Here is a 21,801-nt window from a genome sequence, read left to right on the forward strand (position 1 = left end):
CGAACCCCGAAATCCTCTGCCAGCCCGCATCAGTCGCTCAAGCCACCGGATTCTTACAAGCGCTCAGCGCGGCAGCAGGCGCAGCAACTCTCCGTTGCGCGCGTCGGTCAGCAAATAGATGAAGCCGTCCGGGCCCTGGCGCACATCGCGCACGCGCTGGTTCAGGTCGGGCAGCAGGCGCTCTTCTTTCACCACCCGCGTGCCATCCAGCGTGAGCCGGGCGAGGTAGCGGAACTTGAGCGAACCCACGAGCAGATTGCCGACCCAGTCCTTGCCATAACGCTCGCTGCTCACAAACGCCATGCCGGAAGGCGCGATCGAAGGCGTCCATTGGTGCAGTGGCTGTTCCAGCCCGGGCTTGGTCGTGATGCCCTCGCCAATCGCGCCGCCGCCGTAGCTCTCGCCGTAAGTGATCACTGGCCAGCCGTAGTTTTTGCCGGGCTCGATGCGGTTGATTTCATCGCCGCCCTGTGGGCCGTGCTCCAGCTCCCAAAGCTGACCATCGGGACCGAGGGTGGCACCCTGCGGGTTGCGGTGACCGATGCTCCAGATTTCCGGCAGCGCGCCGGCGCGGTTCACGAAGGGGTTGTCGGTGTGCGGGCTGCCGTCGGGCTTCACGCGCACCACCTTGCCGTGGTGGTTGTCCAGCGTCTGCGCATCGGCCATGCGCTGGAAGCGGTCGCCCAGGGCGAGAAACAGGCTGCCATCGGCAGCCTGCGCGATGCGGCAGCCAAAGTGCAGCCGGCTGCTGTACTTTGGTTTCTGGCTGAAGATCACGCGCACCTGCTCCAGCGAACGCGCGTCGGCCGAGAGCACGGCCGAGGCCATGGCGGTGGAGTTGGCCGAGCCGCTGGCGGCGGGCTCGGCGTAGCAGAAATAGACGGTTCGGTTGCGGGCGAAGTCGCGGTCGGTGATGAGATCGAGCAGGCCGCCCTGGCCTTGCGCGACCACCGGCGGCACGCCAGCCAGCGGCTCGCTGACCCGACCATCGGCACCAACCACCCGCATCGTGCCCGGGCGCTCGGTCACCAGCACCCTTCCCTCGCCGATGAAGGCCATGGCCCACGGGTTCTCCAGCCCCTTCGCCACGACCTCAGTGCGTATCGCAGACGACTGCGCAGCCGACAGGGCCGGCCATGCGCTGGTGGCCAGCACAAGTGCGGTGGTGAACAGGGCAGATTTCATGGGTGGACTCCGGTGAATGGGCCTGTGGGATGTCTGCGCACCGCCGCAGGTTCCCGGATCAGCCAAACGGCCGCACGCCGAACAGGACCGCATGCAGCCAGAAGGCGAACAGCAGGTACACCGCCAGTCCACCGGCGAGCGCGATCGCGTCGTTCCGTGCGCGCGGTGGTCCCAGCGGCAGGCTGCGCAAGAGGCCAGCGGCGGCGCGGCGCTTGACCGAGATGCGGTCGGCAATGGCCCAGACCAGAAACCCGCCAAACAGCAACACGTCGGCCAGGGTGCCGCCGGTGACGGATTGGGCCAGCAGGTGCGCCAGGGCCCAGAGCTTCACCGCGAGCAGCATGGGGTGTTTCGCCGCGGCCTGGATGCGCCCGGGCAGGTAGGCCGCAAACAACAGCACGAACACCGGCAGCATCAGCAGCGCCGCCAGGTGCCGGAACCCGGCGGGCAGGCTGTACAGCAGCACCGGCGCCTCACGCGCCGGCCCGTAACCCCAGACGATCAAGCCCAGGCCCACCAGCGACACCAGCGTGTAAAGCCCTTTCCAGGCCCCTTCGCCCAGGCGCTGCGCCCAGCGATCGCGCACCAGCGGCGCTACGATGGCCACCGAGTGCACGCCAAGAAACAGAACCAGACCCAGGATCAGCCAAACCATGTGACAACTCCTACTGCGTGATTCAACAAGGCAGACCACGCCGCGCCTGAAGCCAGAGGGGCGGATCTTGAAGGCAGACAGGTCGCAAAAAGCGGTCAAGCGCAGCGTCACCCAGCGAGGTGTGTTGCGGCTCGGTGGTCACCGGCCAGGGGCCGCCATGGTGCTGCGCCGGCGAGATGGTCACGCCGGTGGGCACGCCGGAGAACAGCACCCGGCCGGCGATGGCGGTGGCGGTGCGCACCAGCGCATGGTTGTCCGGCGTGTCGGCGTCCGCTCCCCACAGGGTCACGGTGAGGCTGGCGCCCACTGCGCGCAACACCGCGATCACGTCGGCGCGGCTCTCGGCACGCACCAGCAGACAGGCCGGGCCAAACACCTCGCCGCGCAAAGCCGGGCGCTCCAGAAAGCGCGCCGCACTCACCTGAAACAGCTGGGCTGAAGGCGCCAGCGGTGTACCAGGTGGTGCGAGCAGCGGGTGTGCGCCCTGGTCGAGCCAGGCGCGCACGCCGGCATCAAATGCCGAGCGGGTGCTGGAACTCAGCATGGGCTGGGGCTTGTGCTGGCCAAGCAGGCGGGTCAGCTGGGCCACGAATTCATCTGATGCGGTGTCCTTGAGCAGCACCACCACGCCTGGGCTGGTGCAGAACTGCCCGCCACCCTGGGCGATGGTGGTGGCCAGAGCGGTCGCCAGCTCCGCACCCCGCAACGCCAGCACCTCGGGCAGGGCCACCACCGGGTTGGTGGAGCTGAGCTGTCCAAAAAAGGGAATGGGCCTTTCACGCGCCTGCACCAGTGCCTGCAAGGCCAGGCCTGAGCGCTGCGTACCGGTGAAGGTCACCGCTGCCAGCTGCGGGTGACGCACCAGGGTCGCGCCGATCTCGGGTTCGGCCCCTTGCACCATGCCCAGCAGGCCTTCGGGCAGACCGTTGAGCGCAAGCACCTGCCGCGCCACCGCGTGCAGGCGCTGCGACAAGCCGGGGTGAGCGGGGTGCGCCTTGACGATCACCGGACAGCCTGCCGCCAGTGCCGACGCGGTGTCGCCACCGAGCACCGACGAGCCAAACGGGAACGCGCTGGCAGCGAACACCGCCACCGGCCCCAGCGGCTGGCGCTGGCGCATCAGACCCGGATGGCCGCGCGGCGGGGCGCCAGGTGCTGCAGGCTCCACCAGAGCGGCAGTGGGCACTCCGGCTTCAGCCAGCTCGGCAAAGCGGCGCAACTGGAACGCACAGCGCTCCAGCTCGCCGGCCAGGCGCACCGGGCCCAGCGCGGTCTCGAGTTCGGCCCAGGCCACCAGGGTCTCGGCGTCGATTTCCAGCGCGCCGGCCAGGCCTCGCAACAGCTGCGCACGCTTGATCGGGGCGCTGCTGGCCCAGCTCTCAGCGGCAGCCGCGGCGTGCGTCACCGCAGCGTCGATCTCTTCGTGGGTGGAGGCGGGTATCGGCTTGCCGCGAGGCTCACCGGTGCGGGCATTGACAGTTTGCAGGGTGCTCATGAACTTGGACAGCGCGGCCGCTCCAAGCGGCGACCATCGTCAAGGGTACCCCGAAAGCACCGTGTCGATGAAGGCGCCCATGACGCGCCCGAGCTTGCGGTAGCCCGTGGGGGTGAGGTGGATCTCGTTGATCCAGTCCCCCGAGCGCCCGGAGGTGCCTGGACTGGCAGGCACCAGGGTCTGCAGTCCGGCCGAATCGAACACATGCACCTGGGCCAGCGCACCCGGCTGACCGCTGCCCTGATCGAGGGCGAGCAACAACTGGCGCAGCCGGGTGAACAGCAGCTGAGCCAGCGACTGCCAGTCGGCCTCGGGGATCGCATAGGCCACCATGGCCGGGTACAGCCAGCCGCGCGGAGCGCCCACCGTACCCGAAGGCCGCACCACCGGTACCGCGTAGGTGTGCAGGAATAGCGGCCGGCCACGGCTCGGACCCTGGTCGCGGCGCAGGACGAGTTCGGCGTAGTTGGCGCGCAGATAGGTGGCCAGCCGGTCCCAGCCCGCCTCGCTCACATAGCGGGCTGCGCCTGCGACTACGCCATTGGCTGCCACCTCGGCAGGTGTCAGGAGCAGGCGACCCTCGACCGGCACCAGCTGGCCCTGACCGTCCTGGGCAGGGCTCTGGGCAGCGTCGATCAGGTCGTTGCCACCGCCCGAGATCAGCAGCGCCTCCCAGTAGCTGGCGAAGTTGGGCTGGCGCAGGAAACGATCGAAATACGGATCGTGAAGGTTGTCCACCATGTGCTGCAGCGTGTGACCCGGGTAAGCACAGTTCACCACGGCGGTGGAGCGCTGGAACTCCAGGTTGAGCAGGATGTTGGACGAACGCGGCAGGTTCAGCGTACCGATGGTGAACCACGAATCGCCCTCGGCCAGCAAACGCCGGCCGTAGTTGCTGAATGGCGGCGGGTAGGCGCTGAAGATTTCGTGGGCTTGAAACACATCGGGGCGCATGCGGTCTCCTCGGCTCGGGGCGGTCTGGCTGTCCAGAATAGCTGCCGCTTCGGCCAACAACAACCCAAAGCCCGAAGCACATCCGTGCGCGGGCGCTCTGGCATCCCCCGCCCGGGGGAGGTTGAAGTCCTGTTTTCCCTCGCCTGGGTGTGCTGCTCCCTTACGCGATGGATGCGTGGCCTTGAGCAGCGGCCTACGCTGCGCCTCGCATGGTGCGTGATTCCTATCGGCAAGCCCGACTGGCACCACCCGAACCATGCACCCACCCGTTACCAACTTTCATTCAAGAGGTCCACCATGAGCAACGTCATCGGCCATCCGCAACCCGATCGCGACGAACGCGCCACCCAGGCACAGGCGATCCGCAACGCCGCGCACAGCGTCCCGCAGCGCGGTCAGGCCCGCACCAGCACCAACGGGGAGGAGCTGGCCTACGGCGAAACCTTCGCCAGCTGCTACCACAAGGGCCTGCCGCACGGGCCCACTGGTTTTGTCGACCCGGCCTCCTACCGCGAGTACACCGATGCCCTGCTGCAGCAGGACCACGCCCGTTTCGAAGGTCTGCCGGTGGGTGCCAACTTCCCCAGCGTCAGCCATCCGCGCCGCACCAGTGGCGGTGGCAGCGGTCAGCGCAAGATGACCAGCCCGTTCACCGGTCACGTGTACGACCTGCAGGGCCTGGACGCCGCCGCCCAGGCCATCACCGCCGCGCCGACGCTGGGCAGTGACGAACTGGCCGCCGAAATGGCCGAGGTCTACGCCATGGCCTTGCTGCGCGATGCCAGGTTTGAAGACATCGCCAGCGGCGCTGGCAGCGCCGGCACGCTCGCCACTGCACTGGCCGGCATGCCGTGGTTCGCCAGTGCCGCGGGCTACACCGGCATTGGCGACCGCCACCGCCCGCTCACCGGACCAGCCGACCTGTTCCGCGGCTCCACACCGGGCTCGCGCAACGGCCCGTGGCTGTCGCAGTTCCTGCTGGTGGGCAACCGCGGGCCCGGCGGCGCCGACACCTCGGCGCCGCTGCCGGTGCGTGCCCTGCCCGAGGTGGACGACGGCTACGTCTACTACGGCACGCAGATGGTCGACCAACGCAGCGCCGTGGCCGTGGCCGGCAACGACTGGATGCAGACCTGGGCCGCCTGGCTCGACGCACAAAACGGCGCCGACTTCGGCGGGCTGGACCAGTTCGAAAGCAAGCGCCAGTTCATGACCACGCCGCGGGATATCGCCACCTACGTGCACTTCGATGCGCTGTACCAGGCCTACCAGGTCGCCAGCCTGCTCATGCTGGCCGGCGGCGCGCCCTTTGGCAAGGACCGTGGCATGCCGGAGTCGAACAGTCGCACCCGCTCTGCCTTTGCCAGCTACGGCGGCCCGCACATCCTGGCCCTGGTCACCGAGGTCTCCACCCGCGCGCTCAAGGCGGTGTGGCGCCAGAAATGGCTGCACCACCGCCGCCTGCGGCCCGAGGTGGTGGCAGGCCTGCTCACGCTGCACGCCAACGATCCGGCCGCCATTCCCGACCCCGCCCTGCAGACCGCGCTGGCCGAGCTGCAGGCCAAGATCCCGGCGTCCATCCTGGCAGCCATCGCCGCCAAGAACACGGCGGACACCTCGGGCTCGCCGACCGCGTCGGCCGGCATCGTGGCGCCCAACGGCAACACCGCCGGTCTGCCGACCATCGCTGCCGGCAAGAACTACCTGCTGCCGATGGCCTTCCCCGAGGGCTCGCCCACACACCCGGCCTACGGCGCTGGCCACGCCACGGTGGCAGGCGCCTGCGTCACGGCGCTGAAGGCGTTTTTCGAGATGTACCAGGCCGACGGGGAAACCGAACTGGAGTGGCCGCTGGCCGCTGGCCAGGGCCCTGGCGGCAGCGGTGCCTATGGATTCGGCAAGGTCTACGTCGGCAACAAGGCCACGCTGAAAAAGGCCGCGGGATCGCCCAAACTCACGGTGCAGGGCGAACTCGACAAGCTGGCCGCCAACATCGCGATCGCGCGCAACGTGGCGGGCGTGCACTACTACACCGACTACTTCGCGTCGCTGCGCATGGGCGAACGCATCACCGTATCCATCCTGGAAGAGCAGGCCAGTCTGTACGGAGAGCGCATGTCCATGAGCTTCACCAGTTTTGATGGCGACCGCGTGCGCGTATCGGGGCAGGACGGGCATGCCACCGTCTCGGTGGTGGACCGCACGGGTCATGCGCTGTCGGCAGCCGACTGGTACCAGCGCTATCGGTGATGCACCAACCTGCGGCCGGCTTCAACCAGCGGGCCGCAGGGTCGACTGGGGCAAGCCGAACACGCGGTCAAAGCACCAGGTGAACACGACCGTGTAGACGAGGAAAAAGAGCAGGATGCCCAGGTCGGCCACCAGCGCCTGCCACAGCGTGATGTCCAGCCAGAGCGCCATCACCGGCACCAGAATGAGCGCCAGACCGCCTTCGAACCCCAGGCCATGGGCGGCGCGCCGCTTCCACGAACGCCCCGATAGGGCCTGAGTCGCCTCCCAGCGCTCAAAGGCTGCGTTGAACACGTAGTTCCACCCCAGGGCAATGGTCGACATCAGCAGCGTGAGCGCGGCGGTGGACCAGGGGGAACGAGCGAAAAGCCACGACAGCATAGGCGCCACGAAGGCCAGCGCGAAGGCTTCGTACAAGACCGCCTGCACCACGCGGCGGGCTCTGGGGGAAAGGTTCAAGGTGAGTGGCACCCCTCGATGGTAACGAGCCAGCGGCGCACGGGTGAGGGGCGGGGACACCCTCGCGTCACACTCGGCCATGCCAGGCTGGGTAACATCCTCGTTTACCCAAACAAGAGGAGACCTCACCATGTTCAGCACCGCCATCGCAGGCAGCCTGCCCAAGCCATCGTGGCTGGCCGAGACCGAAAAACTCTGGCCACAGTGGAAAGCGCAAGGCCTTGAGCTGCAGCAGGCCAAGGCCGACGCCACGCTGCTCTGGATCAAGGCCCAGGAGGATGCCGGCCTGGATGTGATCGGCGACGGCGAACAGGCGCGCCAGCACTTCGTGCACGGCTTTGTTGAACAGGTCGAGGGCATCGACTTCGTCAACAAGGTCACGATGGGGATCCGCAACAACCGCTACGACGCCATGGTTCCCCAGGTGGTCGCTCCGCTCAAGCTCAAGGGCCGGGTGCATGCGTTCGAAGCGCAGCTGGCGCGCGCACACACCAAGCGCAAGCTCAAGTTCACGCTGCCCGGCCCCATGACCATCGTGGACACCGTGGCTGACCGCTACTACGGCGACAAGGTCAAGATGGCCATGGCCTTTGCCGAGCTGCTGAACCAGGAAGCGCTGGCGCTGCAGGCCGATGGCGTGGACATCATCCAGTTCGACGAGCCCGCGTTCAACGTCTACATGAGTGAGGCGGCCGACTGGGGCGTCAAGGCACTGGAGCGCGCCGCGCAGGGCCTCACCTGCACGACCGCGGTGCACATCTGTTACGGCTACGGCATCGAGGCCAACGTAAAGTGGAAGGAAACCCTGGGCGACCAGTGGCGGCAATACGAACAGGTCTTTCCGGCGCTGGCCAAGAGCAGCATCCAGCAAGTCAGCCTGGAATGTTTCCACTCGCATGTGCCGCCCGAGCTGATGGCGCTGCTCGAAGGCAAGGACGTGATGGTGGGCGTGATCGACGTCGCCAACCCGGAGATCGAAACCCCCGAGCAGGTGGCTGACACGATCGGCCTGGCGCTCAAGTACGTGCCGCGCGAGCGCCTGATCGCCTGCACCAACTGCGGCCTGGCGCCGATGAGCCGCGAAGTGGCCATGGCCAAACTCGAGGCGCTGGGCAAAGGCGCTGCGCTGGCACGCCAGCGCTACGGCGGCTGAGCCGGGGAGGGCGACCACATGAGTGCACGCCAACACCTCTCCCCTGCAGAGCCGGCCGATCTCGGCCTGTGCGCTGATCGCACGCAACGCCTGGTTGACGTGCTGCAAGCCGAGGTCGACCGCGGCTACATCCCGGGGGCCGTGGTGCTGCTCGCTCGCCACGGGCAGGTGGCGCTGCACCAGGCCATGGGTCAGCGCGATCCCGGCACCGGCAGCGCCATGACCACCGACGCGATCTTCCGCATCTACTCCATGACCAAGCCAGTGGTCTCGGTTGCGGTCATGATGCTGGTGGAACAGGGTCGCCTGCTGCTCACCGATCCGGTGGCCCGGTTTCTGCCCGAGTTTGCGAACCAGCGCGTGGCGGTAGAGCGCGACGGGCAGGTGACACTGGAGCCCGTACACCAGCCCGCCACCGTGCAAGACCTGTTGCGCCACACTGCGGGCCTCACCTACGAGTTCCTCGGCAGTGCCCACGTGCAGCGCCTCTACGCGCAGGCACAGATCGGCTCTCGCGAACGCAGCAATGCCGCGTTCTGCGAAACGCTGGCCAGCCTGCCGCTGTTTCACCAGCCCGGTAGCCAGTGGGCCTACAGCCGTGCCACCGACGTGCTCGGCCACTTGCTCGAAGTGATCACCGGCCAGACCCTGGGTGAGCTGCTGCAACACACCATCTTCGGTCCGCTGGGCATGCGCGACACCGCGTTCAGCGTGCCCGAGGCCGACCACGCCCGCATCGCTGAGCCGTTCCCGCACGATCCCGATGGCGGCATCCCGATGCGGGTGCTGAACCCGCGCGAGGTGCCGGCGCTGGAAGCTGGCGGCGGAGGGCTGATGTCGACCACCCGCGACTACGCGCGCTTTCTGCAGTGCCTGCTCAACCGCGGCCAGCTCGATGGCGTGCGCCTGCTCGGTTCGCACACGGTGGACTTCATGACCGCCGACCATCTGGGATCCATCCCCAGCCACGACAACCTGCTGCCACCCGGGCACGGCTTTGGCCTGGGCTTTGCGGTGCGCACCCAGGCCGGGGTGTCGCCCATGCCCGGTTCGGTCGGCACCTACCACTGGGGCGGCATCGCCGGCACCACCTTTTTTGTCGACCCTGCCGAAAACTTCTTCGGCATTCTCATGACCCAGGCACCGAACCAGCGCGACCATGTGCGCAACCTGTTCCGTTGCCTGGCCTACGCCACGCTCGCCAACTGATCGAGGCCACCATGTCACACGACCACGAACATGACCACCCGGCCCACGAGGCCGCGTGGAAACACGACGGCGTGCGCGTCGTTCCAGGCAACCAGCTCGATGGCAACGTGCCCAGCACACCGGGCATGGACCGCAAGGCCGCGATCAATTTCGCCCGTGTCGGTGCCCAGAAACTCTGGGCCGGCACCGTGACCATCCACCCCGATGCCAAGACCGGCGCCCACCACCATGGGCCGCTGGAAAGCGTGATCTACGTGGTAAAGGGGCGGGCCCGCATGCGCTGGGGCGAACACCTGGAGTTCACCGCCGAGGCTGGCCCGGGCGACTTCATCTACGTGCCGCCGTTTGTGCCGCACCAGGAAATCAACGCCAGCGCCACCGAGGTGCTGGAATGTGTGCTGTGCCGCAGCGACGGCCAGGCGGTGGCGGTGAACCTGGACATCGATCCGGTGGAAAAACCCGAGCAGGTGCTCTGGGTCGACCCCACCCACCCCACTGGCGGTTTGTAACGGCGCGCCCGCCGCTGCACCCACGCAGCGACACCGCCCGGATGCCGCGGCCCATGATGCGCATGAACCCGAGCACGAGCACCACCCATCACCCACTCATGCCACCTCAGATTCACGACCTTCACATCGCGCAGTCCGAAGCACTGCCCGAGCCGCGACAGCTGCTCAGCGAGCTCCCCGCCACCGAACAGGATGCGGCGCTGATCGCGGCTTCGCGCGCGGCCACCCGCGCCGTTTTGCGTGGCGAAGACGATCGTTTGCTGGTGATCGTGGGTCCTTGTTCGGTGCACGAACCGGCCTCAGCCATCGAATACGCCGACCGCCTGCGGCAAGTCACGCCCGATTTCGAGCACGACCTGCTGCTGGTGATGCGCGTGTATTTCGAGAAACCACGCACCCGCATGGGGTGGAAGGGCCTGATCTACGACCCCAGCCTCGACGGCCAGGGTGACATTGGCGAAGGCCTGCGCCAGGCAAGGCGCCTGCTCATCGAGTGCACGCGCCGAGGTGTGCCAGCCGCCTCGGAGATTCTGGATCTGGTCACGCCGCAGTACTACGCCGAGCTGCTCACCTGGGGCGCCATCGGCGCACGCACGGTGGAGAGCCCGCTGCACCGCCAGATGGCCTCGGCCCTCTCCGCGCCGGTGGGCTTCAAGAACCCGACCCACGGCAGCCTGACCACGGCCATCGACGCCATCCACGTGGCCGCCCAGCCGCATCGCTTTCCCACCGTGTCGCTCGAAGGCCGCGCCACCGTCATCACCACCACCGGCAACCCCGACGGTCACCTGGTCTTGCGCGGCGATGTCAACGGCCCCAACCACGGCGCGGACCAGGTGGCTCAGGCCAGCCAGGCACTGACAGCGGCCGAGCTCTCGACCCGGCTGGTGATCGACTGCAGCCACGGCAACAGCAGCAAAGACCCGGCACGCCAGCCCATCGTGGCTGCCGATGTGGCACGGCAGGTGGCCGGTGGCAACCGGGACATCTGCGGCGTGATGCTGGAAAGCCACCTGGTCGCAGGCCGGCAAGACATTGTTCAAGGCCGCACCGGCCTGACCTACGGTCAGAGCGTGACCGATGCCTGCATCGACTGGACCACGACCGTCGGGGTGCTGCGCGACCTGGCAGAGGCCGTTCGCACACGGCGCAGCGCCACAGCGGGTTGATTGAACCTAGCGATGCGATCGGCATCAACCCCCTGCTCACCCCGTCAATCTGCTCACCAGGAGTCTTCATGCGCACCCAGACCCACACCGCCGCTCCGCCATTGAACCGCCGCCACTGGGTACTGGGCACCGCAGCCGGCCTGCTGGGCGCGGGCGCCGCGCAAGCCGCAGACCCGCCCATGCCGATCTTCGATGCGCACCTGCACTACAGCCACGACGCCTGGGAACGCCTCCCCCCCAAAGACGCAATCGCCTTGCTGCGCAAGGCCGGCCTCAAGCGCGCCATGGTCTCCAGCAGCAGCGACGACGGCACACAGATGCTGTACCGCGAGGCGCCCGATCTGATCCTGCCTTCGTTGCGGCCCTACCGCGTGCGCGGCGAGCTCGGTACCTGGATGCGTGACGCCAGCGTGGTCGGCATGCTGGAAGAGCGCCTCCAAAAGTACCGGTACGTGGCCATTGGCGAGTACCACATCTTCGGCCAGGACGCCGACCTTCCGGTGATACGCCGCGTGGTGCAGCTCGCCAGACAACACAAGCTGTTTCTGCACTCGCACTCCGATGCCGAAGCGATCGATCGCCAGTTTGCCCAGGACCCGGACGCACGCATTCTCTGGGCCCATTCGGGCTTTGACGCGCCAGAGAAAGTGCGCGCGATGCTGGGCAAGCACAAGAACCTGTGGTGCGACCTGGCCTATCGCAGCGACCACGCCACCATGGGCAAGGTGAGCAGCGACTGGCGCGAAACCTTTCTCGCGTTCCCCGACCGCTTCGTGGTCGGCACCGACACCTTCACGCCCGAGCGCTGGTACTACGTGGGCGAACACGCCAACTGGACGCGCGCCTGGCTGGCCGACCTGCCGCGCGAGGTGGCCGAGCGCATCGGCTACCGCAACGGCGAAGCCCTTTTTGCCTCGCTGCCGCTGAAGTGATGACGCAGACGCGCGCCTCCCTCAGGGCACTGGCCGTCGCGGGTCTGATCAGCGTGGCGGCTCTTGCGGCGCACGCCGCCTGCCCTTTCCCGGCCGATGCACCGGCCCACGCCACCACCGGGCCGGTGCAGGCGCGCTGGACCACCGAGCCCCAGCCGATGCAGGTCGGTGAGCCATTTGTGATGCGCGTGTCTCTGTGCCCGGCGAACGCACAGCTGCTGCGGGTGGACGCCACCATGCCCGAGCACCGCCACGGCATGAACTACCGGCCCAGCATCGAGGCGCTGGGGCCAGGCGAGTGGCGTGTGCAGGGGCTGGTCTGGCACATGGCCGGGCGCTGGGAACTGAAGCTGGACACCCGGCTCATCGACACCACCCACACCCTGACGCAATCCGTGAACTTGAAGTGAACCAGCGACCCGGCCGGATGAACCGACTTGCGCAAGTGGTCCGAGCGGCTCGCGCCCGCTGGGCACTGTCGATCGGCGCCGCAGCGCTCAGCCTGCTGGCCCTGCCCTCGATGGCCGCAGGCACGACTGCGGAGCCACCCGCGCTGCTGGATTTCAGCGCCACCGAGCGCGCACAAATCGTGGCCCACGGTCCGTGGCCGCCCCAGCCTCGGACCGATGCCTCCAACCGCGCCATGGGGCAGGCCGCCGCTCAGGCCTGGGGCGCTTCGCTGTTTTTCGACACGCGCCTGTCGGCCAACCAGCAGCTCTCATGCGCCAGCTGCCACCAGCCCAATCGCGCGTTTCAGGACGGCTTGGCCACCGCCGTCGGCCGCACCGCAGGCCAGCGCAACACGCCCGGCCTGCTCGACGTGGCGCAGTGGCGCTGGCTGGGCTGGGACGGTGCACACGACTCGCTGTGGTCGGCCAGTCTCACGCCGCTGCTGTCCGATGGCGAAATGCAGCAGACCGTGCCTGGCCTGGCCGAGCGGGTGCGCCGCACGCCCGAACTCGCAGCGGGCTACCGCGAAGCCTTTGGTCAGTCACCGCCGGCCGACAACACCACGCTGGTGGTCAACCTGGCCAAGGCGCTGGCGGCTTACCAGGCCACACTGGCCTCACCGCGCTCGGCCTTCGACGCTTTTCGCGATGCCCTGGCCAGCGGCAACTCCGCCCGCGCTGCGCGTTACCCAATGGCCGCGCAGCGCGGCCTGCGCATTTTTCTTGGTGAAGGCCGGTGCACCGTCTGCCACGCCGGGCCGCTGTTCAGCAATGGCGAATTTGGCGACATCGGCGTGCCATTTTTTGTGCCAGGCGGTGTGGACCCGGGCCGTTATCGCGGGTTGCAGCAGCTGCTGGCCAGCCCCTACAACCGCCTGGGTACGTTCAACGACGCCGGCGCCACCGACGCGGGCGCGGTGGGCACGCGCCACGTGATCCTGGAGCCGCGCCACTTCGGCGAATTCCGCGTGCCCAGCCTGCGCCAGCTGGCGCACACCGCGCCTTTCATGCACAACGGCAGCCTGCCCAGCATCGAAGCCGTGGTGCAGCACTACTCGCAGCTCAACGAAGACCGACTGCACGCCGATGGCGAGCGCATCTTGCGCCGCTTGAACCTCAGCGACGAGCAGGCCGCCGACCTCGCCGCTTTCTTGCGCAGCCTGAGCGAGTAAGGTCTGTTCAGGTCCGGCGGCCACGCAAGCGGTGCAGCCACACCTGGGCAACGACACCGCACAAGGCCAGCACCAGCATCAACACCCCGAGGTTGACCGCATCCTCGTGGCTGAACAGGCCCACCGCAAACCCACCCACCGCGCCCATGAGCTGCTGCATCAGCCCGGCCACTGCGGCGGCGGCTCCAGCCAGGGCTGGCAGCAGGCCGACCGTGCCGGCCAGCGCTGGCGGCACCAGCAAACCATTGCCCAGCCCCATAAAAATCAAGGGCAGGGCAAATGCCAGCGGGTTGTTCAGGCCGGCCAAGGCCAGCACCACCATGAGAGCGATTCCGCCCACGGTGAGCGACTGGCCCAACCGCATGATGGTGCGCTCATGCAGCCGGTGCACCAGGTGGGTGGTGATGAAGTTGCCGACGATGTAGGACAGCGGACCGACCATGATGTAGAAGCCCACGCCACCCGGCCCCACGCCATAGCTGCCCAGCACCACGGGCGCCCCTGCCAGAAAGGCGTAGAAGGTGGCGGTGGTCGCCGACAGGATGACCACATAGCAGATGAAGACCGGCTCGCGCGCCAGCCGCGCATAGGCCGACAGCATGGCGCGCAGCCAGTGCGGCTGCACCGTGGTGGACTTCTGGTGATCGGGCAGGCCGCGCCAGGCGGCCACGAACAGCGCCACCGCCAGGATGGCGATCAACACGAAGTTGGCCTGCCAGCCCAGCTGCACATGCAGCTGACCGCCGACCACCGTGGCCAGCGGCGGGCACAGGCCCATGGCCATGCCCACGTAGGCCATCACCCGGGTGCGCTGCGGCCCTTCAAACAGGTCCTGCACCAGCGCACGGCCCACCACCATGCCGGCGGCTCCGCCAGCGCCCTGCAAGATCCGCGCGGCGATCAGCGTGTTGAGGTCCGTCGCCAGGGCGGCCATGACCGAGGCGATGAACGTCAACCCAAGGCCAAACAGCAGCACCCGCTTGCGCCCCATCCGGTCCGACACCGGGCCGTACACCAGTTGCAGCAGGCCCATCGCCACCACGTAGCCGCTGAAGGTCAGCTGCACCGCCGCCTGGCTGCTGTCGAACAGGGCTCCCCACTCCTGCATGGACGGCAGGCAGATGGTCATGGTCAGCAGGCCGAAGGCCAGCTGCGCGAGCAGGTTGGCGATCAGCCGGCCGCTGGCGGCTGGAGGGGACTGGGGTGGTGGCATCAGGAAGCGGTGGTCGTGCGGCTGGTGTGCGCGCTGAGGACTCCACCGTCGAGGCTAACCGCAATCGCAGGCCGGAGTGTGGCTTGTGGCCGGGGTGCCGCCTGACCTGCCCAGGGCGATCCGATGGCAAACGGATCCGCAGGCCAGCAGCATCAGGCCAGAAATGGTGGGCAAGCAGGATGCTTTTGTCGTCTTTGCTGGCGCGCTCGGCACCCAACAATGGGAGGCCGTCAGACCTCTCACTTCCCCGCAAGGCCTTCGATTGAACCCGTCCACCCTCATCGGCATGATCGCCAGCGCGCTGTTCATGGGCGTGATCCTGCTGTTTGCGGCCGACGACCCGGGCAAGTTCGTCGACCTGCCAAGCCTGGCCATCGTGTTCGGCGGCACCCTGGCAGCCACTTTCCTGAGCTACCCGCTGCGCGAAATCAAGCGGGTGTTGCCCCTGGTGGTGCAGGTCATGCGCCAGGAGCGGCTGGACAGCGTGCGCGAGATCGAGGAGCTGGTGCGCATGTCGCGCCTGTGGATCGCGGGCGACCTCAGGGCGGTGGAGCGCGCGCTGCCGTCGGTGAGCAACCCGTTTCTTCGCACTGGTGTGCAGCTCATCATCGACCGCACACCCGAAGATGAAATCGTCGACCTGCTGCAGTGGCGCATCGCCCATCTGCGCTCGCGCGAAATGGCCGAAGCGGCGATCTTCCGCACCATGGCCAGCTACGCGCCGGCTTTCGGCATGGTGGGCACATTGCTCGGTCTCATCAACCTGATGGACCTGGTGGGCGCGGGCGATCTGGGCGCCATCGGGCGCCAGCTGGCGGTGGCGCTGATGACCACCTTCTACGGCGTGCTGCTGGCCAACCTGGTGTTCAAGCCGGTCGCCGTCAAGCTGGAGCGGCGCACCGAGGAGCGACTGGTCACCATGAACATGGTGCTCGAAGGCATTTCCATGATGTGTGCCGGGCGCAGCCCGTCGATGATGCGCGAGACCCTGAAAGCCTTTGTCGCCCAGTTCGACGACGAGATGTTCGACGGCGGCATCCACGGCAAACCCGGCGCCAAGATCCGCAAGGCAGCCTGACATGTCGGCCACGCTGAGTGCCGACGGCACCCCAACGCCCGCCGCACCCATGGCCCCCGCGCTCGCGCAGCCCCGCGCCAAGGCTGCAGGCCGGCGCTTTCGCCGCTGGCACCTGGACACGCCCGCCCCAGCCGAAGAAGAGGGCTGGTTGCTGACCTACCTGGACGTGATCACGCTGATGCTGGTGATGATGGTGGTCATGCTGTCGCTCGCAGGCCCACCCGACCAGCAGCCAACGCCAGCGACCACGGCACCGGTCGCTATGGCAGCGCCGACAACCGCTGCGGCCAGCGCCGCCCCCGATGTGCCCGGCATGATCCCCTTGCCCGTGCTCAAGTCCGACGCCGCACCGCGGCAGGAGAGCCCAGCGCAAGGCCTGCCACAACACAGTCTGGGTAAGGAAGTGCAGGTGACCGAAGACGCGAACGCCGTGCGCTTTCGGCTCAGCAGCGAGTTTCTGTTTGGCCCGGGTGGGGCCGAGCTCACGCAGGCTGGTTACCCGGTGCTCGACGAGCTGATTCCGGTGCTCAATGCCGACCCCACGCTGCGCTTGGTGATCGAGGGCCACACCGACAACACGCCGATCCAGAACGCGCGCTTCCCGTCCAACTGGGAACTCTCCACCAGCCGCGCCGCCGCCGTGGCCCGCTACCTGGCCGAACACGGCGTGGCGCCCCAGCGCATCCAGGCCACTGGCTTTGCCGACACCCGGCCCCTTGGCGGCAAAGACAACCCGGTGGACCGCCAGGCCAACCGCCGGGTCGATCTGGTGATGGAAAAATCGCAGGTGGCACCAGCGCAGCGCTGAGGTTCACAAGCCCGCATCACGCGGCCGCGCGCCACCGCTGGCCCGATAAACTGCCGCCATGAGCCGCGCGAAGTACTGGTTGATGAAATCCGAGCCCGACGAGTGTTCGATCGACGACGCGCTGGCCGCGCCGGGCGCCACCGTGCCCTGGACCGGCGTGCGCAACTACCAGGCCCGCAACTTCATGCGCGATGCGATGCAGGTGGGCGACGGCGTGTTGTTCTACCACTCCAGCTGCCCAGAGCCGGGCATCGCTGGCATCGCCGAAGTGGCCTCGGCCACGCGCCCCGACCCGACCCAGTTCGACCCGGCCTCACCCTACTTCGACCCCAAGTCCCCACCCGACCAGCCACGCTGGCTGCTGCTCGATGTGAAGGCCTTGCGCAAAACCCGCCTGCTCGGCCTGCCCGAGCTGCGCGCCACGCCCGAGCTGACCGAGATGCTGCTGCTCAAGCGCGGCAACCGGCTCTCGATCACGCCGGTGAGCGAGGCGCACTGGGATCACATCACCCAGCGGCTGCTGAGCGGCTGAAGCGGGTTCGACGCTCCAGCAGGATCGCAGGGCAGCTAGGGCATGCAGCCGAACGGCGGTGGCGAATGCCCAGGCGCGGAGGGCACTCAATCAGGAGGGTCTGCCTGGACTTTGAACGGCTCTTGGCGACCCTGAGCGGGCATCTGGCCAAGTGCCGCAAAGCCGTCCTTCCGATTGCAGTGTGCAGCCACGAAGAAGATCGGAATCCTTGTTGAACGTCGACACGGCTACTCCCCAGCAAAGCGAAGAGGCAAACTCAAGAAGACCTATTGGCGTCCAGAGCTGACTGGGCATCGTGAAGGGCGATTTAGGGCAAGTCTTCTGAGACCCAGCGCCCGAGCCTGTCCTGAATTTTGTGTTTGAGGCATAAACATGACCGACAGGACCAATTGTGCCAAGCAAGACGAAGTTGAAGAACGCGGCCAGCGCCGCCAGAAGTGCGGCGCTGCCGAAGAACTCGAACGAGCTGATTGACCAGTTTGTGACCGGGCCAATGACGGGCAAGGGCGTGGTCAACCGCATCGTGATCGATCTGGCGGTGATGGACGTCACCACCGAAGGCCTGAAGCTGGTGGAACTGGCGCCCAAGGTCACGCGCAAATTCGTGCAGTCCAAGACTGGCGTGCCGCCAATCTGACGCACTGGACCGCCCAACAAAAAAACGGCCCTCAGGGGCAGTCTTTTTCGTCTGGAGCGGGTGAGGGGAATTGATGAAACCCTGCAGGTCCCACTCTTCTTGGTGCTTCACCGCCGGGCCCGTCCCATGCCTGGAATAACAGCGACATTGCCGCTGCCGCCGTGGCTGTTGGGCCCAGTGGGCGGCTCAAGGCCCTCAACGAGGGCGTTGCGGCCAGGGCGAGAGCGGATTCCCTGCATTGCCTGGGGGTGACGAAGGGCGGGGCTACCCGCTGCCCCGGGCGCCAGAGCCAGTGCATGGCCTGGCTTGGAAAGGCCCAGCTTGGCGTTGCCTGCCGCAGCGACGGGGTCCAACACCTTCGGCGGGAATAAATGGCATTCCCACGCGTTGTCGTCGTACAGCACAGCCGGACACACCGGCCGCGTCGCTGCCACGCCAGCCAAAGGATGCCCCATGCGATTGCCCTGCCACCCGACCGCGATCTCGGTCACGAGCCTTGTCCACCATGGCTGAGCGGAACCACGACGACGTCAGCACCGTCACGCTGGACATCTCGCCCGGGCCCATGCTGCGGACACCGCAGCGCAGCGTGGGCAGCACCGCTGCCGCAGCGCCCAGGTCGCGCCTGAGGTGGTGGTGGCCGGCGGGTGCTGCGGCCATGTGCTATGGGGGTCTTTTTGTTCATCAGATGGCGATCGGAACGACCGGCCAGGCGCTCGATTCGCCAGGTTCTTGGGGCTTGGCCCTGCTGCTGCACCTGCCCTATCTGCTGATCCTGGTGATGCTGGCCTTCGGTCTGCTGGAGCGGATCGGGTTTTACTGGCGGGGAAGAACCCCTCACCCTTCTGGCCGGCTGCCGATGCACCTGCCCAAGGTGTGCATCCAGTTGCCGATGTTCAATGAGCATGCAGTCGCCAGCCGCATCATCGAGGCCGCAGCAGCCATCCGATGGCCCCGGGAACTGCTGGTCATCCAGGTTCTGGACGACTCGACCGACGAGGCAACCCGCAAAATGGTGCTGGGTGTCTGCGCCCGTGTGCGAGAGCGCACCGGTATCAGCTGCACCTGGATCCACCGGCCCATCCGCACCGGCTACAAGGCTGGCGCACTGGAGCACGGGCGCCAGGAGACCGATGCCGAGTTCATCGCCATCTTCGACGCCGACTTCGTGCCGCCGCCGGACTACCTGGAGCGTGCGCTGCCGCACTTCTACGACGCCGCAGGCCGCGGCATTCCCAGCCTGGCGCTGGTGCAGGCCCAATGGGGCCATCTCAACGACGACGAGTCGCTGCTCACCGGTGCGCAGGCGCTCTGGGTCGACGACCACCACTCGCTGCAGCAGTCCTGGCGTTCCGCCAACATTGACTGGGTCAACTTCACCGGCACCGCAGGCGTCTGGCGCGCCTCGGCGATCGAAGCGGTGGGCGGCTGGCGCTCAGCCAGTCTGGTCGAAGACTGCGAACTCAGCGTGCGCGCCCTGCTGCACGGCTACCGCAGCCGCTTCATCCGGCAGCTGGCGGTACCAGCGGAGCTGCCGCAGACCCTGGCCGCGTACCGCCTGCAGCAGAAGCGATGGACGCAGGGCTGGGCGCAGCTGCAGCGATTGCATCTTCGCGGCCTGGTCTTCGACTACCGGACCCACTGGGCACGCAAGGCCTTTCTGGTCTATCTGGCCTGCATCTCCTGGCAATGGCCTTTGTGGACCGCCTGGATCGCAGTGCTGCCCTTCCTGATGGCCAAGGGTCTGTGGTTGGGCTCCTACGGCACCGAGGCCGCGCTGCTGGCCTATCTGGTGCCACCACTGCTGTTCGCCTTGCTGGCGGGCGTGTTGGCCACGGCAGAGACACGCCATGGCCAAGGTTCCAATCGTGGCAGCTTTGCGCGCCGCTGCGCCAGACTGGTTCCCTATCTGATCATCAACACCGGCATGGTGCCGCACCACTTCTGCGCGTTTCTGGAAGGCCTGTTCGGCCCGATGCACGCCGAGTTTGAGCGAACGCCCAAGACCGCGAGCGCCACGGCCGCCGACGGAACGACTGGCCCCACCGCGAAACCGAAAGAGGCGGGCCCGGCAAGCGCGCCAGCACCAGCCGCTTCGCGCTCGAAATCGACACGGATGGCCTACCTGACGACCGAGGTCACCCTGTGCGCCGCGCAGGGCGGCTGGATCGTCTACTTCATCAGCCAGGGCATGAACCTGGCAGTGATGGGCGCTGCCTGGGTGCTGGCCTGCGTCGTGGGCCTGCGCTTGGCACCCGCCGCGTCCGCCTTGCTCCAGCGCCGCCAGCGCACCACGACGGAGCTGCAGTCATGAAGCGCCTGTTTCGACACCTTTGTGCACTGTGCTGCGGCGCGTTGCTGGGAGCGTGGGCACCCGCACAGGCTGCCGATGCGGCCGACCGGGCGGCACAACAAGCGCGTGAGGCTGCGCGCGCCGACCGCCATGCCGACGCCATCGCGGCCTTCGGGCGCGCCGTGCAAGCGGCGCCGCACCGCCGACCAGAGTGGTTGCAGGAATGGGCAGACCAGCACACCTGGGCCGGCCAACTCGATGAGGCCATCGCGCTGTACCGCGAAGCCGGGGCCACGCAGGACCCGGTGGCGCAGTACCGTGCGCGGCTGGGAATGGCGCGCGCGCTGTCGTGGGCTGGCCGGCAATCGCTGGCCCTGGCGCAGTACGAGGCTCTGCTTCGTGACTTGCCGCTCGACGCAGAGGCGCGCCGTGGCGTGGGCCGCGTCCAGAGTTGGCGCGGCCGCCACCGCGAAGCGGCGGCCCTGATGCAGGAGTACCTCCAGGATCACCCGCACGACCGCGAGGCGACTGTGATCTTGGCCGAGTCGCTTTCCTGGATGGGCCGGGCCGACCGCGCCCAGAGCGTGCTGCGCGCGCAACTGGCGGCCGATGCCGACGACGCACGCGCAGCCAAGCTTCTGAAGCAGCTGGAAAACGACTCGCGGCAACAAACCACGTTCGACTGGCGCGAGTTCGACCAGTCCGACCGCCTGCGCATCCGAGACCTCTCGCTGGCCACACAACACCCGGTGGCACTGGGGCGCGGCCACGTCGGTTTGCACCTGCGCACCACCCGCTTCGTTCCGACCGCCGGAACGGTGAGCCGCATCGATGTGGTCCGCCCCAGTGCCCAAGCCCGCTGGCGGTTGAACGATGACCTGGAATGGAACGGCCGCGCAGGACTCGACCTGATCGACACCACCGGCAGCACCGGCGACCACAGCCGCCTGGTGCACGACACCTACCTGACCTGGTGGCCCAGCGATCTCCTGCGCCTGGACCTGGGCTCCTCGCGCTGGACCTTCGACAGCGAGGAGACGCTGAGAAAGGGGCTCACTGCCACGCAGATCAAGCTGTCGGCCGACCTGTTGCCAGACGAACTGACGCGCTGGACCGTGCGCGTGCACAGCTCACGCCTGTCAGACAGCAATCGCGGTGACGGCTGGCAGTTCGAGGCAGAGCGCCGTGTGCGGGACGTGCCGCGCGTTCATGTCGGCTACCGCCACAACCGCTATGGCTTCAGCCTGCCCGGCCAGAGCGGCTACTTCAACCCGGCAGACTACCGGTCTGACGAGCTCACGCTGCAAGCGTCGGGCCGGCTACCCACAGGCCTGCGGTGGCAGCTGGGCTGGGCCACGGGGCTGGAAAAGTCCCGGCCTGGCGACGAGAGGCCGATACGCAGCGCCAACGCCAGACTGACCTGGGAAGTCAGCACGCAGCTGGCCATCGAAGCGGCGTATGACCACTCCACCTCCCGAACCCTGTCCGACGGGGGCTTCAGTCGGGGGATCGCCCGCCTCACGCTGCAATACAGGCACTAGCAGGCCAAAGGCACGCGGGTCGATGCGACAGGTGGTCACACATCGCGTGGAATACATGCCCTCTCCAGGCGTTGTCGTTACAGAGCGAAGCCAGTCCCCTCTGCCAGC

At 67.6% G+C, this 21,801-nt stretch carries 19 protein-coding genes and 1 pseudogene; 14 read left to right on the top strand and 6 right to left on the bottom strand.

Features of this window, described 5'->3' with window-relative positions; genetic code table 11:
• Nucleotides 1–63 precede the first annotated feature (63 nt).
• The 4 genes from QUV25_RS01840 to QUV25_RS01855 are packed head-to-tail and all read right to left on the bottom strand — an operon-like array spanning nt 64 to nt 4,289.
• Nucleotides 64–1,185, bottom strand: coding sequence for a PQQ-dependent sugar dehydrogenase (locus QUV25_RS01840; protein ID WP_300860882.1), 1,122 nt, complete (start codon nt 1,183–1,185; stop codon nt 64–66).
• A gap of 58 nt (nt 1,186–1,243) precedes the next feature.
• Nucleotides 1,244–1,840: an NnrU family protein gene (locus QUV25_RS01845; protein ID WP_300860884.1), complete on the bottom strand. Its 597-nt coding sequence runs from the start codon at nt 1,838–1,840 to the stop codon at nt 1,244–1,246.
• A gap of 22 nt (nt 1,841–1,862) precedes the next feature.
• Entirely contained in the window at nt 1,863–3,335 is a 1,473-nt protein-coding gene (locus tag QUV25_RS01850; protein WP_300860886.1) for an aldehyde dehydrogenase (NADP(+)), read from the bottom strand.
• A 39-nt stretch (nt 3,336–3,374) separates the two neighbouring features.
• The gene (locus QUV25_RS01855) at nt 3,375–4,289 is read right to left on the bottom strand and encodes a hypothetical protein (protein ID WP_300860888.1); all 915 of its coding nucleotides are present in this window, start codon (nt 4,287–4,289) and stop codon (nt 3,375–3,377) included.
• A gap of 297 nt (nt 4,290–4,586) precedes the next feature.
• Here QUV25_RS01855 and QUV25_RS01860 point away from each other — a divergent pair, with 297 nt between their 5' ends.
• Nucleotides 4,587–6,539 carry a hypothetical protein gene (locus tag QUV25_RS01860; RefSeq protein WP_300860890.1) on the top strand — a complete coding sequence of 651 codons (1,953 nt, stop codon included), beginning with the start codon at nt 4,587–4,589 and terminating at the stop codon, nt 6,537–6,539.
• Between the two features lie 21 nt (nt 6,540–6,560).
• On the opposite strand, the gene QUV25_RS01865 is transcribed toward QUV25_RS01860, so the two are convergent.
• The gene (locus tag QUV25_RS01865; protein WP_300860892.1) at nt 6,561–6,998 is read right to left on the bottom strand and encodes a PACE efflux transporter; all 438 of its coding nucleotides are present in this window, start codon (nt 6,996–6,998) and stop codon (nt 6,561–6,563) included.
• Nucleotides 6,999–7,128: 130 nt separating this feature from the next.
• Between QUV25_RS01865 and QUV25_RS01870 the strand changes: the two genes are divergently transcribed.
• The 7 genes from QUV25_RS01870 to QUV25_RS01900 all read left to right on the top strand — a co-directional run bounded on the left by QUV25_RS01870 (nt 7,129) and on the right by QUV25_RS01900 (nt 13,591).
• Nucleotides 7,129–8,151, top strand: coding sequence for a methionine synthase (locus QUV25_RS01870; RefSeq protein ID WP_300860894.1), 1,023 nt, complete (start codon nt 7,129–7,131; stop codon nt 8,149–8,151).
• Between the two features lie 18 nt (nt 8,152–8,169).
• Complete coding sequence (locus QUV25_RS01875) at nt 8,170–9,360, top strand: serine hydrolase (RefSeq protein ID WP_300860896.1); 1,191 nt, start codon at nt 8,170–8,172, stop codon at nt 9,358–9,360.
• A gap of 11 nt (nt 9,361–9,371) precedes the next feature.
• Entirely contained in the window at nt 9,372–9,869 is a 498-nt protein-coding gene (locus QUV25_RS01880; protein ID WP_300860898.1) for a cupin domain-containing protein, read from the top strand.
• A gap of 62 nt (nt 9,870–9,931) precedes the next feature.
• The gene (locus QUV25_RS01885; protein ID WP_366945621.1) at nt 9,932–11,038 is read left to right on the top strand and encodes a 3-deoxy-7-phosphoheptulonate synthase; all 1,107 of its coding nucleotides are present in this window, start codon (nt 9,932–9,934) and stop codon (nt 11,036–11,038) included.
• 68 nt (nt 11,039–11,106) lie between these two features.
• The gene (locus QUV25_RS01890) at nt 11,107–11,970 is read left to right on the top strand and encodes an amidohydrolase family protein (protein ID WP_300860900.1); all 864 of its coding nucleotides are present in this window, start codon (nt 11,107–11,109) and stop codon (nt 11,968–11,970) included.
• Nucleotides 11,970–12,380, top strand: a complete 411-nt coding sequence (locus tag QUV25_RS01895; protein WP_300860902.1) for a hypothetical protein — start codon at nt 11,970–11,972, stop codon at nt 12,378–12,380. The genes QUV25_RS01890 and QUV25_RS01895 overlap by 1 nt, the downstream gene beginning before the upstream one ends.
• Nucleotides 12,381–12,397: 17 nt before the next feature.
• The gene (locus QUV25_RS01900) at nt 12,398–13,591 is read left to right on the top strand and encodes a cytochrome c peroxidase (protein WP_300860904.1); all 1,194 of its coding nucleotides are present in this window, start codon (nt 12,398–12,400) and stop codon (nt 13,589–13,591) included.
• 7 nt (nt 13,592–13,598) lie between these two features.
• Here the strand turns inward: QUV25_RS01900 and QUV25_RS01905 are convergent, their stop codons facing one another.
• Complete coding sequence (locus QUV25_RS01905; protein WP_300860906.1) at nt 13,599–14,804, bottom strand: multidrug effflux MFS transporter; 1,206 nt, start codon at nt 14,802–14,804, stop codon at nt 13,599–13,601.
• A gap of 262 nt (nt 14,805–15,066) precedes the next feature.
• Between QUV25_RS01905 and QUV25_RS01910 the strand changes: the two genes are divergently transcribed.
• The 6 genes and pseudogenes from QUV25_RS01910 to QUV25_RS01935 all read left to right on the top strand — a co-directional run bounded on the left by QUV25_RS01910 (nt 15,067) and on the right by QUV25_RS01935 (nt 21,693).
• Complete coding sequence (locus QUV25_RS01910) at nt 15,067–15,882, top strand: MotA/TolQ/ExbB proton channel family protein (RefSeq protein WP_300860908.1); 816 nt, start codon at nt 15,067–15,069, stop codon at nt 15,880–15,882.
• A 1-nt stretch (nt 15,883) separates the two neighbouring features.
• The gene (locus QUV25_RS01915; RefSeq protein ID WP_300860910.1) at nt 15,884–16,690 is read left to right on the top strand and encodes an OmpA family protein; all 807 of its coding nucleotides are present in this window, start codon (nt 15,884–15,886) and stop codon (nt 16,688–16,690) included.
• A 58-nt stretch (nt 16,691–16,748) separates the two neighbouring features.
• On the top strand, nt 16,749–17,222 hold the full coding sequence (locus QUV25_RS01920; protein WP_300860911.1) for an EVE domain-containing protein: 474 nt from the start codon (nt 16,749–16,751) through the stop codon (nt 17,220–17,222).
• A gap of 484 nt (nt 17,223–17,706) precedes the next feature.
• Nucleotides 17,707–17,859: pseudogene (locus QUV25_RS01925) on the top strand (succinyl-CoA--3-ketoacid-CoA transferase); the annotation flags it as partial.
• 505 nt (nt 17,860–18,364) lie between these two features.
• Complete coding sequence (locus QUV25_RS01930; RefSeq protein WP_300860912.1) at nt 18,365–20,173, top strand: glycosyltransferase family 2 protein; 1,809 nt, start codon at nt 18,365–18,367, stop codon at nt 20,171–20,173.
• Nucleotides 20,170–21,693, top strand: coding sequence for a tetratricopeptide repeat protein (locus tag QUV25_RS01935; protein ID WP_300860914.1), 1,524 nt, complete (start codon nt 20,170–20,172; stop codon nt 21,691–21,693). Before QUV25_RS01930 ends, QUV25_RS01935 begins: the two co-directional genes overlap by 4 nt.
• Nucleotides 21,694–21,801 lie beyond the last annotated feature (108 nt).

The organism is Hydrogenophaga sp. (assembly GCF_030373245.1).
Classification (GTDB): Bacteria; Pseudomonadota; Gammaproteobacteria; order Burkholderiales; family Burkholderiaceae_C; genus Hydrogenophaga.

What these genes read in the sequence shown, in the direction of transcription:
- QUV25_RS01840 (WP_300860882.1), bottom strand. Translation starts at nt 1,185, where the DNA reads ATGAAATCTGCCCTGTTCACCACCGCACTTGTGCTGGCCACCAGCGCA.
- QUV25_RS01845 (WP_300860884.1), bottom strand. Translation starts at nt 1,840, where the DNA reads ATGGTTTGGCTGATCCTGGGTCTGGTTCTGTTTCTTGGCGTGCACTCG.
- QUV25_RS01850 (WP_300860886.1), bottom strand. Translation starts at nt 3,335, where the DNA reads ATGAGCACCCTGCAAACTGTCAATGCCCGCACCGGTGAGCCTCGCGGC.
- QUV25_RS01855 (WP_300860888.1), bottom strand. Translation starts at nt 4,289, where the DNA reads ATGCGCCCCGATGTGTTTCAAGCCCACGAAATCTTCAGCGCCTACCCG.
- QUV25_RS01860 (WP_300860890.1), top strand. Translation starts at nt 4,587, where the DNA reads ATGAGCAACGTCATCGGCCATCCGCAACCCGATCGCGACGAACGCGCC.
- QUV25_RS01870 (WP_300860894.1), top strand. Translation starts at nt 7,129, where the DNA reads ATGTTCAGCACCGCCATCGCAGGCAGCCTGCCCAAGCCATCGTGGCTG.
- QUV25_RS01875 (WP_300860896.1), top strand. Translation starts at nt 8,170, where the DNA reads ATGAGTGCACGCCAACACCTCTCCCCTGCAGAGCCGGCCGATCTCGGC.
- QUV25_RS01880 (WP_300860898.1), top strand. Translation starts at nt 9,372, where the DNA reads ATGTCACACGACCACGAACATGACCACCCGGCCCACGAGGCCGCGTGG.
- QUV25_RS01885 (WP_366945621.1), top strand. Translation starts at nt 9,932, where the DNA reads ATGAACCCGAGCACGAGCACCACCCATCACCCACTCATGCCACCTCAG.
- QUV25_RS01890 (WP_300860900.1), top strand. Translation starts at nt 11,107, where the DNA reads ATGCGCACCCAGACCCACACCGCCGCTCCGCCATTGAACCGCCGCCAC.
- QUV25_RS01895 (WP_300860902.1), top strand. Translation starts at nt 11,970, where the DNA reads ATGACGCAGACGCGCGCCTCCCTCAGGGCACTGGCCGTCGCGGGTCTG.
- QUV25_RS01900 (WP_300860904.1), top strand. Translation starts at nt 12,398, where the DNA reads ATGAACCGACTTGCGCAAGTGGTCCGAGCGGCTCGCGCCCGCTGGGCA.
- QUV25_RS01905 (WP_300860906.1), bottom strand. Translation starts at nt 14,804, where the DNA reads ATGCCACCACCCCAGTCCCCTCCAGCCGCCAGCGGCCGGCTGATCGCC.
- QUV25_RS01915 (WP_300860910.1), top strand. Translation starts at nt 15,884, where the DNA reads ATGTCGGCCACGCTGAGTGCCGACGGCACCCCAACGCCCGCCGCACCC.
- QUV25_RS01920 (WP_300860911.1), top strand. Translation starts at nt 16,749, where the DNA reads ATGAGCCGCGCGAAGTACTGGTTGATGAAATCCGAGCCCGACGAGTGT.
- QUV25_RS01930 (WP_300860912.1), top strand. Translation starts at nt 18,365, where the DNA reads ATGGCTGAGCGGAACCACGACGACGTCAGCACCGTCACGCTGGACATC.
- QUV25_RS01935 (WP_300860914.1), top strand. Translation starts at nt 20,170, where the DNA reads ATGAAGCGCCTGTTTCGACACCTTTGTGCACTGTGCTGCGGCGCGTTG.